Here is an 18,400-nt window from a genome sequence, read left to right as displayed (position 1 = left end):
ACGCCTTGCCGCGACAACGGGCCGGCCATTCGCAACGTATGCCGTCGTTTCGTCGAACTATGTCGCGGACTGAAGCTGCTATCCGGCGACATGGTGGCCATCGACGGCAGCAAGTTCAAGGCTGTAAACAGCCGCGACAGGAACTACACGGCGGGCAAGATCGACAAGCGTCAGCAACAGATCGAGGAAAGCGTTCAGCGATATCTCGACATGATTGAAACCGCAGACCGGACCAGTCCGACAGGTTTCGATGTGAAGACGGTGCGCCTGTACGAGAAGATCGCGCTCTTGCGTCAGCGGATGCGTGAGCTCGAGCAGATCAAAAAGCAACTGAAGACGCAACCGGACAGACAGCTATCGCTGACTGACCCGGATTCCCGCTCCATGACCAGCGGCGGCAAGAGAACCGGCACCGTCGGCTACAACGTGCAGACCGCCGTGGATACGAAGCACCATCTGATCGTGGAACACGAGGTGACGAATATCGGGGGCGATCACGGGCAACTCAGCAGGATTGCGAGTTCTGCGAAGAGCGCGATGGGCAAGCTAAAGCTGAAGGTGCTGGCTGACCGCGGCTACTTCAGTGGTCCGGACATCCGTGCCTGTGAACTGGCCGGGATCACTACGTATGTCCCGAAACCACTCACCTCGGCGTCAAGGAAGAAAGGGCTCTTTACCAAACGCGACTTCATCTACGTTGCCAGGAACGGTGAGTATCGATGCCCTGCCGGCGAGCGCGCAATTCTTCGATTCAAGACCGTCGAGAATGGCATGAATCTGAACGTGTACTGGCCCAGCGCATGCCCGCGTTGCCATCTCAAGGAGCGATGTTCACCCAGCGACTATCGCCGCATCCGACGATGGGAGCACGAACATGTACTGGAAGCCATGCAGCGTCGGCTTGACCGGAAGCCCGATGCGATGACCATCCGAAGAAGCACCGTTGAACACGTCTTCGGCACGCTCAAGCATTGGATGGGTGCCACACACTTCCAGACCCGGACGCTCGGGCGGGTGAGCACCGAAATGAGCCTTCAGGTACTGGCATACAACCTCAAGCGAGTCATGAATATACTTGGGGTTGCGAGGACAATGAAGGCAATGAGGATGGCTGGAAGCTGAGGCCCTGAAGGGCTTCTTGCGCTCGCATTGCTCGAATAGCGCAAGCTCGACGCGTCTAACTTGATTGACCCGACCGCCAACCTCGCCCTCAGCCGCGAAAATCGAGTTTCCACACGCCCTCGGCCAGGTGCCGCCATTCGCTTACCCGGTTGCTCGGACACTCAGACGGCGGCTTCGTCCAGTAAGCGGCCTTTCCATCTGCGAAGGTGAATCTTGCATCACGGCCAAAGCAGCCGCTCACCGATCGCCACTGGGATGACCGCATTACTGCGCTACGAACGGGGAAAACGCTTGAACCTTCGGCACCGCCCGCGACACTGTCCATTCCCCGCTCGCACTGCGAGCGGGGATAGTGACGCAAACGCGATCGTCTGCAAGGGGGTCAGTTATCGGTGTTGCCCGACACGAAACTGGTGAATGCACTGTACGGTGGATTGAGTGCAACGCCATTGGTCATAATGCCGAAGGTATTGTCTCCGCTATCGAGCACGAAATACATCACCGACTGAATGTTGTGCGTTTTCCGCGCCTGATAGAACTTGCCCAGCGTGTTCGTGATGTAATTGGCTCGATATGCCTGAGTGCTCTCCGGTCCGGTGTTCCATTCGGTGATGATGAACGGCACGCCGTATCGGGCGTTGCAATACGCAGGCAGGTCGAAACCCGGGCCTGACCCGTCGATTCCAATGTTGAAGATGTCGCCGTACACCTCGTAGTTGTGCCAGGTCGTGATGTCCCACCGCACCTTCGGATAGCCGCCTGTGCCGTCCGGTTGCATACCGTCCCATAACGCGTCAGCTGCGCCAATGTCCGCAGCACAGAAGTTGATACCGCATTTTGCGGACGGCTGAACGGCCTTCACGCCGTCGATCATCCCGCGCATCACACCGCGCATGATGGGCCAGTTCTGGTTGTTGAAGTCGACCGCTTTGGTGCCTGCGTTGGTGAAGTCGAGGATCGTCGCGTTCTGTCGCGTCAATTCGTTCCCGCACTCGTAGACCGTGACGCCGTATGGCTTGAGCGCATTGGCGACAGTCATGGCAGCCTGCAATCCGCGGTTGTATGCAGCAGACTCGCTGCTGAACAGATTGCCATTGGAATCGTAGACGCCCTGGTTGATCAGCACGAGCAGTGAAATTCCATTCGACTGGAATGCTTGCGCCAGTTTAACGACCGCATTCACCTGGGCAGGGTCGTCAGTACATCCCACACGATAATTCGTGCAGCCGATGCCCTTCAGGATCGATACGAGCTGTGCCGGTGTGTAGGTATAGTCATAATGCCCGTTCATGCCGTAGAACGTTCCCGCAGTGGCCGCGGCGGTGATACGTGGGTCATTACATGGCAACCATCCGCCAAGGTCGGTGCACACGTAGAACTGGCCGCCCGTACCCTTGTGCCAGATCTTTCCGCCGTACCAGAGCAGCAGCGACACGTTATACGTATTGCCCACGGCATTGCCATTGCGATAAATGATACCACTGACAACCGTCCACACGGCGCCGGAGTTGTCGGTGATCGACGCGGCCGATGGTATGGTGGTACCGTTCGCCGACACTGCGCTACCCAAGCTGGAGTCCGCGCCACGTGCCGTCAGGATATAACTGCCACCGAGAGCCGTCAGGCAGCCAAGAAATTGACGTCGTTTAATCATGGCAAATTCGTCCCTGTCGAGAAAGTTCTCGAAAAAAATCCAAATAGGCGACTGCTCGAATTTCGGATTAGAAGTACGGCACGAGCGATTTCGCATTACTCAGCAATCCTTACTGGTAATGGCAATTTCCCGCTTGCTCGATACGTGGACAGGAAGAACTGATTGAACCGCCCCCTACGACATGCTTCGAGGCGGTGACGCTAAAGGTCAGATGTCGCCATCACTCAGGCGCATCCTTCCGAATCTGCGAGGCCTTTGAACAGCGGGTTTCGACAATTCTCCGTTTGTGCTTCCACTACTGCCGCCTATCCTTGTGCATTTCGCAAACGTTTCGCCTTTCAGCCGTAAAAGACAGTCCCGGCAATTTGTTCGCGCATGCTCGTCCGACCGGGTAAATAATATCCGCAGCGCGAGTTAATTTGCATAAAAATGTGGGGCCACCTTCCAATTAGCAGAATTCTTCTGAATGTTCCTTATTGAAAAGGGAAATCCCGCTTTTTCCTTCAGATGATTGACAGTCTTGGGCGGCCCCATTGGCGAATTTGACCCCACGAGGTAATTATCGGACTGCAGTTCCTCATGCAGTACTCGCAGTACTATATGCATTCGGCTGGCTTAGGGCGGACGCGCAGTGTCCTCCAGCAAAGATGTCGTAATTACCGAAAATCAAACCCGCGTTAGATGTTGGAGATCTAGCTTCATTGAGAATATTTTTTCGGATTCGACCCTGGAAGTGCTGCAGCAAATACGGGACGGCACAAGCAGCGGCCCTCCGACTTCCTGATGTAGAAGCTTTCGAAAGAAACACGGCATTGCAGAAGAATGGTTCCGCGCGGGTTGGACAAGGCGTTTTTTCTCACATTCGGCAAATCTCGGTCACTGAATGTGCGAAGGCACGTCAGCGGTTGCCGGCCCTAACGAGACGGTCTGGAGGACTCCGGTTATCGTCGCGCGCGGATGGTGCTTATGAGAAACCATGTATCGACGACTACTTGCGAGGTTCGGAGGCGTTGACTGAAGTACCGTCGGCCTTACGTGCGTTAGCGACGGCCGCTGCACATCGGAAGCGAAATCGCATGCGACAATACGTAGACGGCCTTGAGGAAGTCGGCTACCGTGCAGAGCAGGCGTGTCAACGTGCGACCAATGTAGATGCGAGAGTGAAAAGTGCTGTCAGATCGGTTCATGCCGAACTTTCCGATCTGAAAAGACAGTTGCATTAACTCATTTGATAAGCGCAATCCTGCCGTAGGCTCGCTCGAAGGTCGCGTTAGCCGTCGCGCACCGGTCCGTGTCTGCACGCGTCCGCGGCATGGCTGCTGCGGGATTGAAGGTCTGGCCTCCTCGCCGCCGCCGACGTCTCCGTCATGCGGCGCGAGCAAGGTCACGTGCGCGCGATATCCTTGATTTTTCGGGCCGGCACGCCGCCGACAAGCGTATAGGCCGGCACGTTCTTCGTCACCACTGCACCCGCTGCAACCACAGCCGCCTCGTGAATCGTCACTCCGGGCAAGATCGTCGCGCCCGCACCGATCCATACCTTGTTTTCGACGCGAATCTCATGGTGATCTAGCCCCCGCCCGAGCTCGGGCGCAAACACGATATCGTGCGTCGCCGTCTCGAACGACACACGCGGCCCGATCTGCACGTCGACGCCGATCGAGATGCGGCTGTTGCGACAGGCTAGGCGCGTATCAGCGTTCAGATACGCACGGTCCCCGATCGAGATGCCGCGAATCGTTTCCTCGTTCAAGCTCAGCTCGACGTTCAACGGCCCGATGATCGTCACGTCCTTGCCAATCGCCATGCCGGCCTTGCGGTACAACGAAGCACGCATGCGATTGAAAGGGCCGTACGTCGGCATTGTGTTGCCGATGCTCATGAAGATGTGTCGTTTCAGTGCCGTCAGTAGCTTCATAGTCCCGCCTAGATCACCGCGCATCGCACCATCGTGCGCGGTCGAACACCGTAGCTCTGTTTGGGGCGCTTGCGCGGTTCGCCTGACTTAAGCCGTTCTTTGCCGGGCATGTCAAAAAATGCGCTCACTCGATAGGGCCGCCGCCATCGAATCGTTTGAGTCGGCAAAAGGCGCAATTCCGCCAGTTGCGGCTTGATCGACTGGATTCGTTCCATAGGAAACCATTATACAGAGCGCTGTTGACCACATCCCAGCGCCGTGGCGGCGGGCTCAATAGGAGACTTTGAACGTCGGGCTGCGTATGTAGTGGACTTTGCCGCCCGTTTAGCGACGACTGGCAACGCGAAACGTTCGTCGATCCGGGCAAGCAGCCGGTGCGAAAAGCGCGCGGCCCATGCCTGGATAAACCGGTCGGAGAGCCGCGAAAGCGCGTAGGAAACCACGAGCACAATGGCGATAGTCACAATGAAAAGCGCCAACGACATGTGTTTGTTGGTCCGCCCAAACACGAGCGCAAAGAAATGAAACGTCGCGTAAGTGCAAATGAAGTGCCAGAGATAAATGCCGTAGCTCTCACGGCCGATTGCCATTGCACAGGGCTTGAAGAGTCGCTGCCCGAGCGGGCCGGCGCCGCGCCCCCGGTGCGAACACACGAACAGCAGCAACCCGGCCCCGGCGCACGCCGCGAAGAATCGTGCAGATTCGTGGCCCTTCGCGAGCCACACGCCTAGCGCGGCCGTGGCGAGCGCGAACGCGAGCGCTATCGTGAGCGACAGCCACGCGACACGACGCGTGACGCTGGACGCGCCTGCGAGATACGGGCGGAAGGCGAACCATGCCCACATCCCGACGATGAAGCAGGGCACCTGCACCGGTGGCCAGAAATAGAGAAACGTGTTGTTCGCGGCATGGCAATCCGGCGCACCGTTGCAACCGACGACCCACATCACGGCCGCCGACATCGCGAGCACCGACACCGACGCGATCGCGAGCCGCACACCGTTCAGCGTGAAGAAGAAAATCAGCGGCGCCGGCAGATAGAACAGCATTTCGACACCGATCGACCATCCACCCGGCACGACGTTGTTGATCGCCGACGGCGACAGCGCATGCAGGAACAGCACGTTCAACAGGATGTCGGCAGGGCTGTGGGCGCCGAGTGTCAAATGACACAAAGTCGTCCGGACCCAAAGACCAGTTTATAAGGCACAGCGAGCAGTGCTGGACGACTTTACGTCAATTTTGATTGACGCAAAGTCGTCCATTTTGCTGAAATTGACTTAAAGTTGACAAGTCTTGCTGGACGGGATCGGCACGAGAAGCGAACCGGAAATTTAGCGGTGTCGCGGCCGCACACGCACGGTCTCCTCCATCTCCTACGTCCAGTGGTGTTGACTTCTCCCTATCGGGTGCCGCTCACCTTCATGCTGGGCGCCGACTCTCGCTGCCGCGACCTATCGCGAGCGGCCTAACCCTCGAGATGGATCGATACACTTCAATCGATGATTATTCGCATTGCAAAATACCTTCTTTGAATGCGTGGTTCTCGACGTCCCAAGCGCGCTCACGCCTGCTCCGCACGCTCTTGTCAGAGACGCCGTTGCTCCTGGTGCAATAAGCCCGGGGCACCTCGATGGCACGTTAGGAACCGAGCCTTAGCGCGTGTGGTGCGTATCGCGCGATTCATCAGTGACCACATAACAATATGTTAGGATTGCAAACCGTTCAGCCAACCTCGCGAAATTCCGCAGCCCACCTATCAACCAAACAGGACGACTTTACGTCAATTTTATGGCAACCATTTGATTAATAACGATTTCTCCAGATCGTGCGCTCTCGAATTTGCTATTTAGACGACTTTGTGTCATTTCTCGGACAACTTTGTGTCGTTTGACACCTGACGGTTGAGCGTTGAAACAGGCACATAGCCAAGCCTCCGTAACAAGCGATCCGCGCCCCCAAATCTGGCGACGACGACGGTATCGAGGAAAAGGATCAGATCCCGTTCGTACAGGCCAGCGAAATGGCAGAACTGTTCGCGTTGACGTGGCAGCGGGGCCCCGCATCGCGTCGCGATTTTTTCTTTCTGGCCAACTCTGAGCATTACGAAGCCCTGGCCAATCATCACGCGCTGCGCATGGTGTATCAGGCGCACGAACACGCAATCGAAAGGGTCATGGAGTGGCTGGCCACCGGGTTGGAGGCGCGCGGTCCGGCTGTTGATCGCAAGCGATACCCGATCAACGGGCCGGGCTATTGCTAAAAGTTCTGATGTGTCTGCCAGACAAATGATTTGCCCAGGCTTACCGGGCGGCACCGTCAGGTGTCGGGATTCGCCGCGACGAAGCTCTGGAACGCGCCGTAGGTCGGCTGGATCGGTACCAGGTTGTTCGTTAGGATACCGTACGTGTCGTCACCGCTGTCCAACTCGTAATACATCGCCGACTGAATCGCATCCGTCTTGCGCGCCGCATAAAATTCGCCGAGTTGCTGTGTGACGTAGCTCGCGCGGAATGTTTCGGTATCTTCGGGGTTGGCGTTCCATTCGGTGATCATGAACGGCACGCCATAGCGCGCCTTGCAGTAGACCGGCAGGTTGAAGCCTGGACCGGCGCCATCTGTGCCCACGTCGAAGATATCGCCGTAAACTTGATAGTTGTGCCACGTCGTGATGTCCCAGCGCACCTGAGGGTAACCACCTGTTCCATCCGGCTGCAGGCCATCCCACAGCATGTCGGAAGCAGCGACATCTGCCACGCAGAAGTTGATGCCGCACTTGGCGTTCGGCTGCACGGACTTGACACCATCGATCATGCCGCGCATGACGCCGCGCATGATCGGCCAGTTCGTGTTGTTGAAGTCAGCGCGCCCTGTTCCAGCCGTTGCCGAATTCACGATTATCGCCGGGTCGCGCGTCAGTTCATTGCCACATTCGTACATTGTGACGCCATACGGCGCCAGGGCCCTTGCAATTGCCGCAGCCCCTGCAAACGCAGCGTTGTACCCCGCCGTTTCACTCGTGTACAGTATGCCGTTCGCGTCGTAGAGCCCGTAATTGACGAGGGTGAAAAGCGTCAGTCCTGCGGACTGGAAAGCGCTTGCCATGGTTACCACCGGGTTCAGCTGGGCCGGCGTGTTGATGCAACCGAGGCGATACGTCGTGCACCCGAGCGCACGCAGCGCGCCGACGACCTGAGCGGGCGTAAACGGATAGTCGTAGTGCCCGTTCATGCCGTAGAATGCACCCGGCGTCGCCGCCGCGGCGATACGCGGGTCCGCACACGGTAACCAATTGCCGGCCCAGGTCAAGACATAGAACTGCCCGCCCGTTCCCGATTGATAGATCATGCCGCCATACCACAACAGCAGGCTCACGTTGTAGGAATATGGATCCTTGACGCTGTTCTTGTAGATATAGCCATTCGAAACCGTCCAGATGTTGTTGTACTTGTCGATGATGTAGGAGGCAGGCGGAATCGCCGTGCCGTCTGCCGAAGTGCCCCCAAGGCGCGGATCGCGACACTGTACCCACGTCGACCCTGTCCACTGATAGAAATTTCCGCTCGTGTTTTCCTGGTAGACGCTGCCGTTGTACCACAGCAGCATAGTGACGTTGTACGAGTACTGGTCCTTTGCCCCGTTCTTGTAGATATACCCGTTCGAGAGCGTCCACACATTGCCGGCACTGTCGACAATGGACGCCGCGGGCGGGACCGTCGTGCCGTTGGGAGACGCGCTCGCCTTCGTCTTTTTGGCAACGGCGGTGGTGTCAGCGCCCAGGTCGGAACCGCTGCCCCCGCAACCGCTGAGAACATAGCTGCCGCCGAGCGCCGTCAGGCAGCCAAGAAATTGGCGTCTTTTGATCATGGAAGTCTTCCGCTGCCGAGCTGGCCGGCAAAAAATGATGAGTCGCTCACCGCGATATGTGCGTGCTATAGGGGTCGGTTTTATGTATTGCGATCCTAACTAAATATATGTAGTATTCCTTTATCAATTTGTCGGATTCATCGGCTGTCTGTGTATCGTCTCTCAGGTGATTAGCAACACCGGCTATTCGCTGCCGTCGCTCAACAACATCGGGATGCGCGCCCGCCAACGTGAAGCGTTCTTGAATGTGCCGCTAGAGTGGGCATCGAACTTATCGAAAGGGTTGTGCAACCTGGCTCCAGCATGTGTCACCGCATCTTCAAGGCCTCCCGTCGTTACGTTCGTCTTGCTGGCGTTACCGTCACACTGCGAACCCGTGAAAAGTGCCGCACCCCCGAAAAGAATTGCGCTCCCACCGACAAAAGGTGGGCACGCCACCGTACTTGGGTGGCCGGGAAGGTAAGAAAGGAGACAACGACAGGCGCCGCCCTCGCGGCCGCGCGTAGTTACCACGTAGTTATTGCCGTTGCCGCAATTTGTCGGTCGTTTTTTTTCGTTTAGCATATGACGCGATACGAAAAGCGAAATAGGAAAACCGGTAGGTATGTGTGCTAGAACACACTCAAAACAGGTAAGAGTGACCGAACGTAGTGAACGCACTTTGTGAAGGCGGATAAAGACCAATGCGTAGCATTGGCCGCCATTGCGGCAGCAACTGCGCCACTATTTGTGAAGTGTGCTCCGAGCGCCTGGACAAACCCAGGCGGTAGCTCAAAGCGTGACGTACGCATCCCAGTTTGCTGGCCGGCGATGAACTTCCAAGTTCGGCCAGGAGCAGCTGGTGGTTTTCTTGGATGGAGCCTTTTTATACGCCCGTCGAACTCTTCAAGCCGGTCCGACAATGCCGTTATCATGCTGGCATTCTGTAAGAAGATGATGGTCGATAGATGAGCGCGCCAGTCCTTCCAGCTGAATCTCGCGTCGCCGGACTTGTTGATTGCGATAACACTAGCCCTGAGATTCTGGAATAGGCACTACGAGTCGTTGCGCAGTTTGGTCGCGTTGTTCTCCGTCGTGGCTATGGTAATCACAGCACGCTCGGCAAAACGTTGCAGGGAGCAATGGTTCGGCAGGCTTTTACACCGCTTTTACACCCTGTCCTCAATATCAGTACGCTGCCGGTATGAACACCGCAGACATTGCATTGGCGCTGGATGCTCTCGAAGCATTGTTTGACCATCGGGCTTATAAATTTTGTTTCGTAACCAGCGACTCCGACTTTGCTATCTCTGTCGGAAGATAAGAAAGCGCGGAGCGACGGTGTGTGTATTGTTGGCGAATCGAAGACTCGGGAAGCGGTTCGCATTACTAGCGATCAATTTTTCGAATGGGCACTATCGACGACGGATGAAGAGATTTCGACGGGTATGCCAACTCAGCCGAAAGCGGAGCATTCAAAGCAGTCAGCAATCAAGCGGGGACCGAAATTTCTGGTGGAAGCGGAAGCGTTGCTTGCGAGTAATACGCCTGAAGGTCATGTGCACCTGGCTGCGTCAGGGCAATATCTCAAGCGCACCGATCCTGGCTTTTTCCCCGGCTGGCCGGCTAGCAATAGCCGAGGCATAGCTTTCGCGCAGGCGTTTCCGTCCGTTCCAAGCCGAATAGCAGACATTGCAGATGGCTGAAACTGAACGGCCGCAAAGGGTCGACGGACCGCTGCGTATGGCAGCAGGTCGGGTCCACTCGTTCAAACCGTGACCCAGGACCAGGCAGGCACCCGGTCACGGCGATCAATTGTTGTGATGGGACACGCTGGATGTCCTGCTCGGGCTGTCGGTAGCGCCGCGACGGTCGGCCGCGCCCTGTCGGCATAAATCCATCAACTACGCGGGCTACGGCAGCTGTGATCGATCGCGCACACAGACTTGATACAGTCGTTCCCCTTGTTCTGTCGGGCCCGGCCGCGTGTCGCGCAGATCGCTGCAAGCTTTGGCACGGCCTATGCATCGATGGACGCACGTGTTGCAACGCCCATTCGACACGAAACCTCACATTGATCAGGAGCACGCCATGAACACACTCGCGATCACCGACCTTCCCGTCGCCGTCGAACTCGATCATCACGACATGGCCGCCGTCCATGGTGGCATGATGAAACTGCCGGGCCAGCACAATACCGGCAACTTGCTGATGTCGCCCGATGGCGAGCCCGTTTCCGTCTATGTTGACGGCCTGCTGATCAACTCGGTGACGAGCGGCTATGCACCGCGCTAGTTGGGACGCAGCTTCACACGCGCGACGGGTAGTATTGTCAAGTTACTCGTCCGCCCCGACCCATCGCCCCGGCGCGCGTCGACCATCTGGCCGGGCGCGAGCGGTTGTCCGCGGGTTCCCTGCCGAGTACGCGCTTAGCCAGATCCCGCACAGCACCCTGCATGGCGATGCCGGTAGTGGTATTCACGAATGTGAAGTCCCCGCGTGGAGTCGACAGTCGTGCCTTTTCGTTCAATGGGTTCCCAGCCATGAACTAGCCGCCGGCCTGCCGACCCCGGTGGTCGAGTAGAACCTCCAGGAAGCCCGACCGACCCGGAACCCTGTCTAGGACACCGTTCGACGCCTGCCAGCAAGGCGTGGTGGCACACTCACATTCCTGCGGACGATGGCAGGCATCGAACAACCCTAAACGAAGGACAACCCTAAACGAACTCTGCCGCAGGAGCCGACGTTGCTCGCCGGCCGATGGGTTCATGCAGACTGCAGCGAGTCCGTAAGAGGATCGTGCGGATAAGCGGCCAGGCACACCTCCAGCACCTCAGCGCGAAGCCAGCGATGGGCCGGATCCTGGTCGAGGCGTGGATGCCAGATCGCCGAGACGTTGAACGCCGCCGTGGGTACGGGCAGCTCAAAGCACTGCAGCCCGTTGGCGAAGGCGTGATCAGGCGCGAACGGATTACCGAGGCAGGAATGCGGGACGACGGCGAGCAAGTCCGAGTGGCGGGCTACCTGCATGGCGCTGGTATAGGCGGGTACCACCATCAACACCTTCCGCTGCAGGCCCCGTGGCTCCAAGGCCACGGCCATCGGGTTCTCCATGTCCCCCATGCGCGAGGTCACCACGTGGCCGCACGCAGTCCAGTGCTCGACGCTGATGCCGGCGCCGCCCAAGAGGGGATGGCCGACGCGACACACGCCCACGTAACGGTCACGGAAAAGCCGGCGCGTACGCATCTCGGGGGCCGAGGTCCTAACGGTGCCGATCTCGAGATCGACCGTGCCTTCCCGCAGTGGCTGGGCGCCCCAATCCGGCTTGGGCGTGAAGCGAAGCTGCACGCCCAAGCCGCGCGATGGATCCGGTCCATCAAGGCCGCGCCAAGCAGGTCGATGAAGCCTTCGCCCGCTCGAAGGGTGAAGCTTTGTTCAAGGGTGGCGACGTCGAACCGGTGGTCGGCGGGGCTCAATACCGCCTCCGTTTCGCGAGCCAAGACGGGGATGCGCTGGCTCAGTTGTTCGGCGTAAGGGGTTAGGACCAGCGTGCGGCCGGCCTGCAGCAGCAGGCGGTCGCCTGTGGCCGAGCGCAGGCGGGTGAGCGCGCGGCTCATGGCAGAGATGCTGAGGTTCATGCGCTTTGCCGCTGCCGTGACGCTGCGTTCGGTCAGCAGCGCATCCAAGGCGGCCAGGAGGTTGAGGTCGACGCGTGGCATGCCTCTAGCATAGTGGAAAGCTGGGCTAGGCAGGGCGTCCGGTGCAATCATGGATTGCATACGGGGCGTCTGGCGCAAATCCGTAGTGATCACCAGAATTCCTGGCGTCACCTTCGATGAAAAAGGAGAGTCTCATGCCCCAGGCCCCAAACCCCACTCACACGCCCACGATCCTGCTCATCGGCGCCTCGCGAGGCCTCGGCTACGCCATGGCGGCCGAGTTCCTGACGAAGGGACGGAACGTCACGGGCACCGTCCGTGCCGACTGCGGCCGGACCCTGCTGCACGACCTGGCCGATGCGCATCCGGACCAGGTCGAGATCGAGACGCTGGACATCACCCGGCCCGACCAGATCCGGGCCTTGCGCGAGCACTTGTCCGGCCGGATGTTCGATATTCTGTTCGTCAACGCCGGCACGACCAATCCGGATCCGACCCAGACCATCGGCGAGGTGTCGACCGAGGATTTCGCAAACCTCATGATTACCAACGCGCTCAGCCCGATGCGGGTGGTGGAGAGCCTGTCCGACCTCGTTCCGCCGGCCGGCCTGATAGGGGTTATGTCGTCCGGGCAAGGTAGTATCGCGGACAATGAGTCCGGCCAGCGGGAGGTCTATCGCGGCAGCAAGGCGGCATTGAACCAGTTCATGCGCAGCTTTGCCGCGCGCCAGGTGCAAACACCGCGCGCCATGCTGCTGATGGCGCCGGGCTGGGTACGCACCGACCTGGGTGGGCCCGAGGGGCGACTGTCGATCGAGGAGAGCGTTCCCGGGGTCGTGAATGTGTTGCTGGCCAAGCAGGGCCATCCCGGGCTCGAATACCTCGATTATCGCGGCCGGACCGTCCGGTGGTGACCCGCCAGCCGCTCAATTACGTAGTTATCCGAATTAGTTAAATGCAGCTCGACGCGACAGGCCGTGGCCGACCCTCAGCGGTCAGCCGTGCTTCCCCGTAACGGACATTCACGCAAGCGCAGAAGACCCTTCACAGTCAGCGCTTTGCTTTTCAATGAACACGGACGGCGTCAGAACGACTTCGGCCACCTAAAGCCGAGCACCGAGGCGACCGGATAGGCTACCTCGCGAACCTCTTCTAACTGGTTTCCGCCAAAGAGATAAATAAAATCAGCGTCGTGGCGAAGATAGAAACCGACATGCCCCCGCCAGCTTGTGGGATCGTCGCGCGTCAGGACAGCAATACAGCCGAAGATCGGGCTCTCAAGGGCGACACCCCAATCGAGCCAGGACCGCGCCAATGCTGATCCCGTACCGCGAACACCGGCGCTTGCCAGGCACCAGTTTATGAATGAGGAACACCAAGAGATTTTGTCGTCATAACCAACGAGGTTGGTTTGGTTGTTGTATTCGACGATCCGTGGATTCGTTTCGCCAACCGGAAAACGTCTGACGCCGCGTTCGGCAATCGCCACAGGCATCCAGGCAGGTTCGGCGGCGCTATCTCTGGTATCCATGATCATTCCCGTTGAACGGTTTCTTATTTGCTCCCCGCGATTGTCGCCGATTCGAGCCACGTGGTCGACTGCCGCCGACGCCGCGACCCTTGCACGCAAAACAAAAACGGGTTAAACGGCTAACCTGACCGCTCTGCCAGTGAGGGGGCGCGATCACGAGTCGGGAGTGTTTGCAGACCGCCGAGGTCCACGTCTACGCTGAACGCGTTGCGACGTATTCGCGGAAGATCGACATGCTGCGGCCCGCGCGATGAACAACCCGTCACTTCGGCCGGTTCCTGAGTGGGTGCGCTGAAGTGCTACCAGAAAAGAAGGGACCTCGCAGCACAATGAAATTTCGCCTGAAAGCATATTTCGCCATAGGAGCTCTTGCCAGCGTCGTGATCTCGCCATGCGGATTGGCTTTGCCGCGAGCGGAGCCTTCCATCAAGACGGTTGAGTCCTCCCGACCGTCGTATGTCGCCAGGACCGCTGGTAATGCGCTGATTTCGATTACGTTGTCGCCAAAGCTGTTGCGTCTCGACATGAATGCCGAGAACTCGATCGCGTCGGAAACCGGTGATTTCAAACCGGCACGCTATTCATTTCCAGATAGCGCTGTTCCGCAATCGGTCCTTCACGACCTGACCAGAATCTATCGTTACGATCGTCGACGGGATGTTCCGATCGTCTCTTCGGGGGGCGACTGGGTGATCGCGGAATACTTCGTGGCGAACTCCCATGTTCCCGCGTCACGATTTCGGTTGCTCGGCAAGCAGGTCCAGCGACAGGAACTGTTGGACCGGGCTGGACGAACGATCAGGATCATCGCTCTCGGCTGGGCTCGCCCATCTGCGGAGGAAGATGACGAGACGACGAATATGTCAGAGCTCGGCGAACATCCCGCTTGGATCCGCGTATTCACGGTGTCTCCTGCTGGAAAGAAAACGCTCGTTGCATTAGCCTGGCGACGGAAGGGTTTCGCCGCTGCGCCTGCGACCGTCCCACGAAGTGAAGTTGGGACACGGTAACCCGGCGGAAAACCCGGCATTTCGGTAAGCCGGCTGGCCGGTGCACCAAACTTTACTTTCCTCGGACGCGAACTAAACATCGATCTTGCGTGTAAAGGGAAGTAAAGTCGTGACTTCATGAAGAGATGGTGGTGGACGATTCGACAGGCCCAGCCCCCTTCTATTGCTCACCAGCCTGCGCACAGTGGAGGCGTCATGCTCCGTGCGAACCTTCCCTCTCATCTCACGAAACACAGGACATGGCCGCAATTTCTGCATTCTCCGGACATCCTCAACATTGGATCCTCTTCATAAGCAATGCCAATAAAATAACGGTTATTATCTTGTCGAATGTATTTTTATGCGTAAGTGCCACCCCTGAAAACGAGCCAGTCCCGGTCGCCCCACAAGAATCGACGAGCAGAAGGCAGAAAAAGTCTCATCTTTACTTCTCACACAGTTCCAATTCATTGATTTATATGGAAAATTGATCGCCACGTATACGGCAAATCAATCAAATTCCGGCAAAGTCATAGTTTTACTTCGCAAATTGTCTTAACTTTACTTCGGCGGACGACAAGACGCTGCATACGCTGACCTATATCGACGATGAAGCCAAGCGCAGAGGGACATTGACTCAACTCAACCGCGGCGAAGGCCGCCACAGCGTCGCCCGCGCCGTCTTCCACGGCAAGCGCGGTGAGCTGCGCCAGCATTACCGCGAGGGCCAGGAAGACCAGTTGGGTGCACTCGGCCTGGTGCTCAACATGATCGTGCTGTGGAACACGATTTACATCGCGGCCGCCTTGAACCAACTTCGAGCGGAAGGATACGCGGTGCAGGACGCAGACGTGGCGCGGCTGTCGCCGCTCTTGCACGAGCACATCAACATGCTGGGACGGTATTCGTTCTCGGTGCCGGAAGCTGTGGCCAACGGCGAGTTGCGGCCCTTACGTGATCCGGCCGACAGCGACGCATGAAAATCCTTAACCCGGTTTTCCGTTCCAATGCGCCTCAAACCCCAACATGCGCCCGCGCGTGCACACGGGACAGTCGCGTAGCGACCGGCCGGTCAGTTTCGCGTAGCGGTCGCGATAGTCAGGTTCGGCCGCGCTGCGGACTTTGCTGGTGGGCACGGCGTCGAGCAGATGACGGCATACGGTCAGCCGGGACTCACGCAGACGATTGCTGAGCAACCCGTAGTGACGGATGCGTTGTAGCCCGCGCGGCAGCACATGTAGCAGGAAGCGCCGGATGAATTCCTGGGCGTCCAGGCGCATCACGCGGGGCCTGCCCGGGTGACGATAGTCCTTCCAGCGGAACGTGACATGCCCGTCGGTCATACCGACGAGGCGGTTATTGGAGATCGCGACGCGGTGTGTATAGCGACCGAGATAATCGAGGACCTGATGCGGCCCGCCGAACGGCTCCTTTGCATAGACAACCCACTCGGTATGCCGCGAGCCGGTCAGGTAGCGGGCAAATCCGGCCGGTTCGGACAGATGCGCCAGTGACGAGAAGAAGCGCAGCTCGCCGGCCTCGAAGGCGCGCTGCAGTCGTTCGAGAAACAGGCGCCGGAACAGGCGCGAGAGCACCCGCACGGGAAGGAAGAACCCGGGCCGGCAGGCCACCCAGCGCGTGCTGTCGGGTGCAAGGCCACCGCCCGGGACCACGCAGTGCAGGTGGGGATGATGCACAAGATTCTGCCCCCAAGTGTGCAGGATCGCGATGAAACCGATGGTGCGTGACGCACTCTCCCGGCGTCTTTCTTCTGTCAGAGCGAAGGTATGTACACCGGCTCTGATGCGATGGACGACTCCCGCTAAGCGGCGAGGGATTTATGCCAAAGTGGAGAAGTCGTGACATCCACGGCAAAGGAGCGTTCATCATGAACATAGCGACTGTTGGAGGGGGATGAACAAGGTACGCGCCAATACTCTGCAGAACATTAGCGCGTACCTTGTTGAACCCCCATGAGCACCCAATGTGCTTCGAGTAGATGCCGCGATATTTTCGCGTCCCAGTCCCTCATGAAGGGTGCAAAATTCTACGCCTTGCCCTTTGCAACATCGCGTGCGAGCAGCTTCATTCGACGATATAGAGTGCGCTCGCTCATCCCGAGATGGGCGGCGAGTGCTTTGCGCGTTCCTGAAAATCCCGCCACGACGCGAGCGAGTTCGTCATCCGTCAACTCACGTTCCCGTGCCGACTGCCTCGAGCTAGCGTCCTCGAACTGGGGCGTCAAAGCGCCTATCCTGAGGTCGACAGGCAGATGCTCGACGCGAATCACGCCGTCGTCGGTCAAAAGACAGGCGCGGTCGAGCACGTTACGCATTTCCCGGATGTTACCGGGCCATGCATAAGCCTTGAGCTTTGCCAGGGCATCCGGCGCGACGGCAAGCTTGTGGCCCATTGCTCGGCCAGCTACATCGCGAATGTTGCCTATGCGTTGCAGAATCGAGAAAACGAGAAGCGGGATGTCATCCCGGCGCTCCCGCACCGCAGGCAACTCGATCGGGAACGCACTGATGCGGTAGTACAAATCCTGCCGGAATCGACCGTCGTCGATCATCTCCCGCAACGGCTTGTGCGTCGCTGCCACAAGACGAAAATCAGCGCGCAACGTCTCGACGCCGCCAACCCGGCGGAAAGTGCCAGTTTCGATGAGACGCAGCAGCTTGACCTGCATCGACAGCGGCACGTCGCCAATCTCGTCCAGAAATAACGTTCCGCCCTGCGCGGTTTCCACCAGTCCTGGCTTGCGCGCGGTCGCGCCAGTGAACGCGCCCCTTTCATACCCGAAAAGCTCGCTCTCGAACAGCGTTTCCGCGATGCCGGAGCAGTCGACCACGACAAACGGGCTATGCGCGCGCGCGCTCGACTCATGAAGAGCACGCGCAAACACTTCTTTGCCGGTTCCCGATTCTCCGAGCAGCAGCACGGGCAGCATTGACGGTGCGACTCGCTGCAGCGCCGAGATCGCCGCATTGAAAGCCGCGGAGCGCCCAACGAGGCGATCTGCGCTTGGCGTGGCCGACGCGCTGCGCACGGTGGTCAGCCGCTCCACATAAGCGACTATTTCGCCCTGCCCATCGAAGATCGGACGCAGCTCGACATCGACGTGTTCCGGACCGCGGGGCGTGAAATGAATATGAAGCACGCGATTGGGGCCGCGCTGTTCGAGCGCCTGCTTCATCGGGCAGTGCTCCCCCGCCTGGTCGCACGGGACATCATAGTGATGCGAGACGTGGTAGCACTTGTGGCCGACATGCGGCTGACCGGCAACGCCGAACTGCCGCTGATAGGCCGTATTGGCGGCGAGAATCTGGTAGGCCGGATCGAGCACGATCATGGGCTGTGCGTCGTGCTCGAGGTAAGACACCAACGCGCCGATGTCAGGCGTCGCGGGGTTGTCGGATGACCCAGCTGTACCGGACTTGGGCTCGACGATCGATTCGGGCGATTTCATGGTGGCGGCTTCCTACAGGCAGGCCTCACTATAGCCGCTGCCACGAACTCCGCCAACACTGCCAGCTGGACTGCCAAATTTGGCAGTCCAGCTTCGTCTCAAGATGGCTGCCACGATCGAGGCAACCCGGTTGCAGAGACTTATTCATTGTTAATCAGTTACTTAGGACGCGTTCCACTTGGGATAGTCGACGCTGGCACGAGTCTTGT

The 18,400-nt window shown here is 58.6% G+C and carries 12 protein-coding genes and 4 pseudogenes; 8 read left to right on the top strand and 8 right to left on the bottom strand.

The genetic code is table 11. The annotated features are described in order from the left end of the window. Positions 1 to 9: 9 nt before the first annotated feature. Positions 10 to 1,122: pseudogene (locus AC07WT_RS23485) on the top strand (IS1182 family transposase); the annotation flags it as partial. 382 nt (positions 1,123 to 1,504) lie between these two features. Here the strand turns inward: AC07WT_RS23485 and AC07WT_RS23480 are convergent. The 3 genes from AC07WT_RS23480 to AC07WT_RS23470 form a co-directional block, all read right to left on the bottom strand. Further along, on the bottom strand, positions 1,505 to 2,776 hold the full coding sequence (locus AC07WT_RS23480) for a hypothetical protein (RefSeq protein ID WP_494951017.1): 1,272 nt from the start codon (positions 2,774 to 2,776) through the stop codon (positions 1,505 to 1,507). A gap of 1,384 nt (positions 2,777 to 4,160) precedes the next feature. Beyond that, positions 4,161 to 4,694 carry an acyltransferase gene (locus AC07WT_RS23475; RefSeq protein WP_492596490.1) on the bottom strand — a complete coding sequence of 178 codons (534 nt, stop codon included), beginning with the start codon at positions 4,692 to 4,694 and terminating at the stop codon, positions 4,161 to 4,163. Positions 4,695 to 4,918: 224 nt separating this feature from the next. After that, the gene (locus AC07WT_RS23470) at positions 4,919 to 5,869 is read right to left on the bottom strand and encodes an acyltransferase family protein (RefSeq protein ID WP_494948787.1); all 951 of its coding nucleotides are present in this window, start codon (positions 5,867 to 5,869) and stop codon (positions 4,919 to 4,921) included. Between the two features lie 848 nt (positions 5,870 to 6,717). On the opposite strand from AC07WT_RS23470, the gene AC07WT_RS23465 reads away from it, so the two are divergent. Further along, complete coding sequence (locus AC07WT_RS23465; RefSeq protein WP_494948786.1) at positions 6,718 to 6,957, top strand: hypothetical protein; 240 nt, start codon at positions 6,718 to 6,720, stop codon at positions 6,955 to 6,957. A 56-nt stretch (positions 6,958 to 7,013) separates the two neighbouring features. Here the strand turns inward: AC07WT_RS23465 and AC07WT_RS23460 are convergent, their stop codons facing one another. Then, on the bottom strand, positions 7,014 to 8,561 hold the full coding sequence (locus AC07WT_RS23460) for a hypothetical protein (RefSeq protein ID WP_494948785.1): 1,548 nt from the start codon (positions 8,559 to 8,561) through the stop codon (positions 7,014 to 7,016). Between the two features lie 1,183 nt (positions 8,562 to 9,744). On the opposite strand from AC07WT_RS23460, the gene AC07WT_RS23455 reads away from it, so the two are divergent. The 3 genes from AC07WT_RS23455 (at position 9,745) to AC07WT_RS23445 (ending at position 10,835) form a co-directional block, all read left to right on the top strand. Further along, the gene (locus AC07WT_RS23455) at positions 9,745 to 9,864 is read left to right on the top strand and encodes an NYN domain-containing protein (protein WP_494948784.1); all 120 of its coding nucleotides are present in this window, start codon (positions 9,745 to 9,747) and stop codon (positions 9,862 to 9,864) included. A 19-nt stretch (positions 9,865 to 9,883) separates the two neighbouring features. Further along, positions 9,884 to 10,246: a hypothetical protein gene (locus AC07WT_RS23450; protein WP_494948783.1), complete on the top strand. Its 363-nt coding sequence runs from the start codon at positions 9,884 to 9,886 to the stop codon at positions 10,244 to 10,246. 385 nt (positions 10,247 to 10,631) lie between these two features. Then, entirely contained in the window at positions 10,632 to 10,835 is a 204-nt protein-coding gene (locus AC07WT_RS23445; protein ID WP_429258661.1) for a hypothetical protein, read from the top strand. 471 nt (positions 10,836 to 11,306) lie between these two features. Here the strand turns inward: AC07WT_RS23445 and AC07WT_RS23440 are convergent. Next, positions 11,307 to 12,262 (bottom strand): annotated as a pseudogene (locus AC07WT_RS23440) (LysR family transcriptional regulator). A 134-nt stretch (positions 12,263 to 12,396) separates the two neighbouring features. On the opposite strand from AC07WT_RS23440, the gene AC07WT_RS23435 reads away from it, so the two are divergent. Then, positions 12,397 to 13,116, top strand: a complete 720-nt coding sequence (locus AC07WT_RS23435) for an SDR family NAD(P)-dependent oxidoreductase (RefSeq protein WP_494948782.1) — start codon at positions 12,397 to 12,399, stop codon at positions 13,114 to 13,116. Between the two features lie 170 nt (positions 13,117 to 13,286). Here the strand turns inward: AC07WT_RS23435 and AC07WT_RS23430 are convergent, their stop codons facing one another. Further along, complete coding sequence (locus AC07WT_RS23430) at positions 13,287 to 13,733, bottom strand: TIGR02594 family protein (protein ID WP_494948781.1); 447 nt, start codon at positions 13,731 to 13,733, stop codon at positions 13,287 to 13,289. Between the two features lie 329 nt (positions 13,734 to 14,062). On the opposite strand from AC07WT_RS23430, the gene AC07WT_RS23425 reads away from it, so the two are divergent. Both AC07WT_RS23425 and AC07WT_RS23420 read left to right on the top strand, forming a co-directional pair. Further along, positions 14,063 to 14,743 (top strand): hypothetical protein, encoded by a 681-nt coding sequence (locus AC07WT_RS23425; protein ID WP_494948780.1) that lies wholly within the window; start codon positions 14,063 to 14,065, stop codon positions 14,741 to 14,743. A 554-nt stretch (positions 14,744 to 15,297) separates the two neighbouring features. Next, a pseudogene (locus AC07WT_RS23420) lies at positions 15,298 to 15,702 on the top strand (Tn3 family transposase); the annotation flags it as partial. 6 nt (positions 15,703 to 15,708) lie between these two features. On the opposite strand, the pseudogene AC07WT_RS23415 reads toward AC07WT_RS23420, so the two are convergent. Next, a pseudogene (locus AC07WT_RS23415) lies at positions 15,709 to 16,560 on the bottom strand (IS91 family transposase); the annotation flags it as partial. A 209-nt stretch (positions 16,561 to 16,769) separates the two neighbouring features. Next, a complete protein-coding gene (locus AC07WT_RS23410) occupies positions 16,770 to 18,074 on the bottom strand; it encodes a sigma-54 interaction domain-containing protein (RefSeq protein ID WP_494951016.1) in 1,305 nt (434 codons plus the stop codon). Positions 18,075 to 18,400: the final 326 nt, after the last annotated feature.

Source organism: Paraburkholderia sp. GW821-FHT02A12 (assembly GCF_059422005.1).
This window is presented reverse-complemented; position numbering and strand designations above follow the sequence as displayed.

What these genes read in the sequence shown, in the direction of transcription:
- AC07WT_RS23480 (WP_494951017.1), bottom strand. Translation starts at nt 2,776, where the DNA reads ATGATTAAACGACGTCAATTTCTTGGCTGCCTGACGGCTCTCGGTGGC.
- AC07WT_RS23425 (WP_494948780.1), top strand. Translation starts at nt 14,063, where the DNA reads ATGAAATTTCGCCTGAAAGCATATTTCGCCATAGGAGCTCTTGCCAGC.
- AC07WT_RS23410 (WP_494951016.1), bottom strand. Translation starts at nt 18,074, where the DNA reads ATGATCGTGCTCGATCCGGCCTACCAGATTCTCGCCGCCAATACGGCC.
- AC07WT_RS23465 (WP_494948786.1), top strand. Translation starts at nt 6,718, where the DNA reads ATGGCAGAACTGTTCGCGTTGACGTGGCAGCGGGGCCCCGCATCGCGT.
- AC07WT_RS23460 (WP_494948785.1), bottom strand. Translation starts at nt 8,561, where the DNA reads ATGATCAAAAGACGCCAATTTCTTGGCTGCCTGACGGCGCTCGGCGGC.
- AC07WT_RS23435 (WP_494948782.1), top strand. Translation starts at nt 12,397, where the DNA reads ATGCCCCAGGCCCCAAACCCCACTCACACGCCCACGATCCTGCTCATC.
- AC07WT_RS23445 (WP_429258661.1), top strand. Translation starts at nt 10,632, where the DNA reads ATGAACACACTCGCGATCACCGACCTTCCCGTCGCCGTCGAACTCGAT.
- AC07WT_RS23430 (WP_494948781.1), bottom strand. Translation starts at nt 13,733, where the DNA reads ATGGATACCAGAGATAGCGCCGCCGAACCTGCCTGGATGCCTGTGGCG.
- AC07WT_RS23455 (WP_494948784.1), top strand. Translation starts at nt 9,745, where the DNA reads ATGAACACCGCAGACATTGCATTGGCGCTGGATGCTCTCGAAGCATTG.
- AC07WT_RS23475 (WP_492596490.1), bottom strand. Translation starts at nt 4,694, where the DNA reads ATGAAGCTACTGACGGCACTGAAACGACACATCTTCATGAGCATCGGC.